This window comes from Pseudomonadota bacterium (assembly GCA_022361155.1).
Classification (GTDB): domain Bacteria; phylum Myxococcota_A; class Polyangia; order Polyangiales; family JAKSBK01; genus JAKSBK01.
This window is the reverse complement of sequence record JAKSBK010000414.1, coordinates 1-3,432: the sequence shown is the minus strand read 5'-3', so window position 1 is coordinate 3,432 and position 3,432 is coordinate 1. Positions and strand designations below refer to the sequence as shown.

Below are 3,432 nucleotides of genomic sequence, written 5' to 3'. Positions count from 1 at the left end.
GCCTGTTGCTGCGTGCCCGCCACGATCAGGCGCCAAGCTGGATGCCCATCGCCTCCCGTGATGCTCACGTAGTGGGCATCGCTCTTGTCCCCGGTTCCGGACCAGCGCAGCACGCGGTCGCCGGGGATCGGTTCTCCTCGGCTCGGGGCTTGGCTGCGCGGTATGCCCAGGAAATCGTCGAGCCGCACGCGGCCGCCGGCGGGCGGCCTTAGGGCGCGCTTGATGGAAACCGTGAACGGCACCCGCTGCGACTGCTCGCTGAAATGCCCGCCGCGAATGTAGTATAGCGCATCGGCCAGGGGGCCCTGCAGAGCTGGCTGGGCGAAGAAACGAAACACCCTGGTGCTTTGCCGCAGCTGCAAGCGATCGAGCGAGCTTTCACCGACCTGGCGCACGATCAGCCCCTCCGCCCCGAGATCGAGGAACGCTTCGACTTCGAACAGATCGTCGACCCCCTCGGCACTCGCTGGCAAACCCACGAGCTCGACATCGATGAAATCGTCCAAGGCGATGTCCATCGGTACCGCGACATCTGGCACCTCGCTGCCGGGCGCGGTGATGATGGCGCGCGCTACCCCCATGGCGTAGGGCGTGAACTCGCCGCTGGTAACATTCTCGGTGCCGGCCAGGGCGTAGACAGCCAGCGCGGCCGAACGCGCGCGGATCCTGAAGCGATGGCCCCGTTTGCCCAGCTCGGCCATGCCCTCGACCACACGCTCGGTCGAGTCTCCGCCTCCGGGGGGTGGATTGCGGGAATCGGCTGCCGCACGGGTAGTGAACACGTAGGCGACGCGGGTCTCGCCCGGGCGGGGCTCGGGCACGCTGCTCCACGGGGTCAGGTGAAACTCATCGCTGCTGGGCCAAACGAGCTCCCCCGACACGTGGGCCAGCGCCGTGCTGCGGCCGCCCGCACCTTCGGGCTTGCCGCACTTGCGATCCAGCTTGGCGATTTGCGGTCTCAGGAACAGCGTTACATCGCGCGCGTCGAAGCCCACGATCGAGCCGTTCTCAAAGCACTTCTTGGCAACGTGGATCGTCCTCGGCCCCTTCAGGCCGGGTGCCGAAAACACGAGCTGTCCGTTCGGATCGGTGCGTCCTGTGAGATCGCCGCCGAGATCCTCGTCCACCATGGCGAATGCGCCGGGAACAGGGCGTCCGAAAAACGCATCCCTCACGGTCAGGTTGATGGACCCAGCGATGGGTCCACCGCTCAGGCCGCTCGAGAACGCGTCGCCGGGGTTCGTGTACTCGAACGCCTGCAGCGCGACGATGCGCTCGTTTGGGTTTGTAGCGCTGATAACCAGCACGTCGAAGTGACCCACGGGGTTTGACGGAGTCTTGCAACGGATGCGCGTGGATGTGATCACCTCGACTTGACGGCAGGGAGCATCACCAAAAACCACGCGATCACCGTCGGCGAACGCCGTGCTGCGGCCGAAGATCTCGACCAACGTGCCGCCCGCGACGGGACCGGATGCCGGCTCGACTCGCAGCGCGTTGTAGATGTATCCCTTGTCGAGCCGCGCTTGCTCCGAGCCTTGCCTCACCACCACGTCGGCCTCGCCCGCCTCGCCCGCAGGGAGCACAATAGAAAGGCGGTGGCTGTCGATGAGCCGAATACCGGTGGCTTGGCGGCCCCCCACCTCGACGAGCGACTCGGCGCCGAAGCCGCTGCCCCGCACGAGCGCTCGGTTGCCGCCGGTGAACGGCCCAGAGCTGGGAACTAGGCGGACCACCACGAGCGGGTCGGGCTCGCTCGGCAGCAGGGCGTCCGAGGCCACGAGCGCCCCATCGGCCATGGCAGGAGCACCGCCATCCTGCGCGAGCTCCGGCAACACGAGAGCGTGCCGCTCGCCGCAGGCTCCCAAGGCTCCTGAGAGAGCGCCCGCAAAGCAGATGCCCGCGGCAAGGCTGTGTCCCGAGGCTGATATCCGTCGGACCGGTCGGCGCGTCGACTTCGACGGTTCCATCCTCAGCGAATTGTGCTTCACGCCGTCTCCGGCAGCAAGTCGGGCCCGCGCGACCCTGGCTTGCGGTGTCCGGTGTGGCCGGGTGTTTGGACAGGGGAGTGCACGTCTACTACCGGTCCGGCGCGCTGCTATGCGCTCCAGGGGTTGACAAGTTCCAGCCCGCACTCTTCGAAGTGTCGCGTGTTGCGGGTGGCAAGCGCGGCGCGGCGTGAAAGGGCGGCCCCCGCAATCAGCATGTCCCGAATCTCGACCTGGCGTCCGGATACTCTCCGTTGAGCGGCAATCTGTGCAGCGCACGCAGCCGCCGAGGTGTCTACGCCGAGGACACGGCCAGCGAAATCCTCCCTCAGCATGCGGTCGAAGGCTCCTCGCAAGTTGTTCCTTCGACGTCCGTCGGGCAAGATCCCGATCCCGAAGTAGACCTCGAATAGGGTGATGGAGGTGGTCCATACCGATTCAACGGGCTGTTGGTCCAACCACGAAACAACGTGCGCGTCGGGCTTGCGCAACATGACAGCTGAAAGCACATTGGTGTCGAGGATGATCATGTGTCTAGATCGACAGGCTGTGCGATCTGACCACGCAATTCCCTCACCGGCTCGTCAAACCCCACCTTTACGAATCGATTGCGGAGACGCGTCCCGAGCGGCTCGGCGGGCGCCTCATCCGCGGCCACCGCTGCCCTCAGGATCGCTCTCACTTCGGCTTCCATGCTGTGGCCGCGTTTCTGTGCGCGCTGCTTGAGCCTTATCTTCACCTCGGGCTCTACATCCCTGACGACTAGCTGTGCCACGATGATATCACGATATCATAGAGGTGACGGCTTCGCAAGCCGCCGCGCAACGACGAAAGCGTCCACGGCGTGATGCGACGACAGCTTTGCCGCAGCCAGAAAGCTGCCGTCAGTACGGCACCCGCCAGCGATCGAAGGTCGGGCTCACGTCCTGACCCACGGCCTGCGTAAGCCGGTCGCGCACGAAGCGCCATACGGTTGCGTCGCTGCTGCTGTCGATGACGCTCCCATCCGGATCCATGTTGAGACGGGCGAAGAAGCGTTGCCAAGCTTGCCAACCATGGGTCTTCTGGAACTCCATCAGAAAGCACAACGACAGCCAGGGGTCGGTCTTCAGCGCGCTGTAGGCCGGATTCTGCAGGTAGCCGGCTAGCTTGTCGCAATAGGTCTCGGTATGGCCTCGCATTACACCGAGCTTCTCCAGCGAATAGAGGCTGAACAGGTTGGGCCAGCTCTCGATGTTGTGCTGGTACGACCAGATACCCTTGACCATGGTGTACGTATGGCCGAGCTCGTGGGCAAAGCCCCATACCGCCGCCGACGTCGGGGCTAGTGCTACAGGGCTATCGAGTTCTCGGTGCAGTCCGTTTTTCCGGCGCGGGTGAACGCGGCCGGGGACGCTTGGGTCAGCAACTTGGACAATAGGGATGGAAAATGATCGTGACTCTG

The 3,432-nt window shown here is 64.8% G+C and carries 4 protein-coding genes; all 4 read right to left on the bottom strand.

Going from position 1 to position 3,432, the window contains the following annotated elements; all coding sequences use genetic code 11:
* Window positions 1-1,868, bottom strand: a 1,868-nt coding sequence (locus MJD61_16095) for an IPT/TIG domain-containing protein (GenBank protein MCG8556787.1), incomplete at its 3' end; no start/stop codon positions are given.
* Between the two features lie 230 nt (window positions 1,869-2,098).
* On the bottom strand, window positions 2,099-2,518 hold the full coding sequence (locus tag MJD61_16090) for a type II toxin-antitoxin system VapC family toxin (GenBank protein ID MCG8556786.1): 420 nt from the start codon (window positions 2,516-2,518) through the stop codon (window positions 2,099-2,101).
* Entirely contained in the window at window positions 2,515-2,763 is a 249-nt protein-coding gene (locus MJD61_16085) for a toxin-antitoxin system (GenBank protein MCG8556785.1), read from the bottom strand. The genes MJD61_16090 and MJD61_16085 overlap by 4 nt, the downstream gene beginning before the upstream one ends.
* Window positions 2,764-2,872: 109 nt before the next feature.
* Entirely contained in the window at window positions 2,873-3,256 is a 384-nt protein-coding gene (locus tag MJD61_16080) for a hypothetical protein (protein MCG8556784.1), read from the bottom strand.
* Window positions 3,257-3,432: the final 176 nt, after the last annotated feature.

Coding starts and splice junctions, on each gene's coding strand:
- MJD61_16080 (MCG8556784.1), bottom strand. CDS start 3,256: ATGGTCAAGGGTATCTGGTCGTACCAGCACAACATCGAGAGCTGGCCC.
- MJD61_16090 (MCG8556786.1), bottom strand. CDS start 2,518: ATGATCATCCTCGACACCAATGTGCTTTCAGCTGTCATGTTGCGCAAG.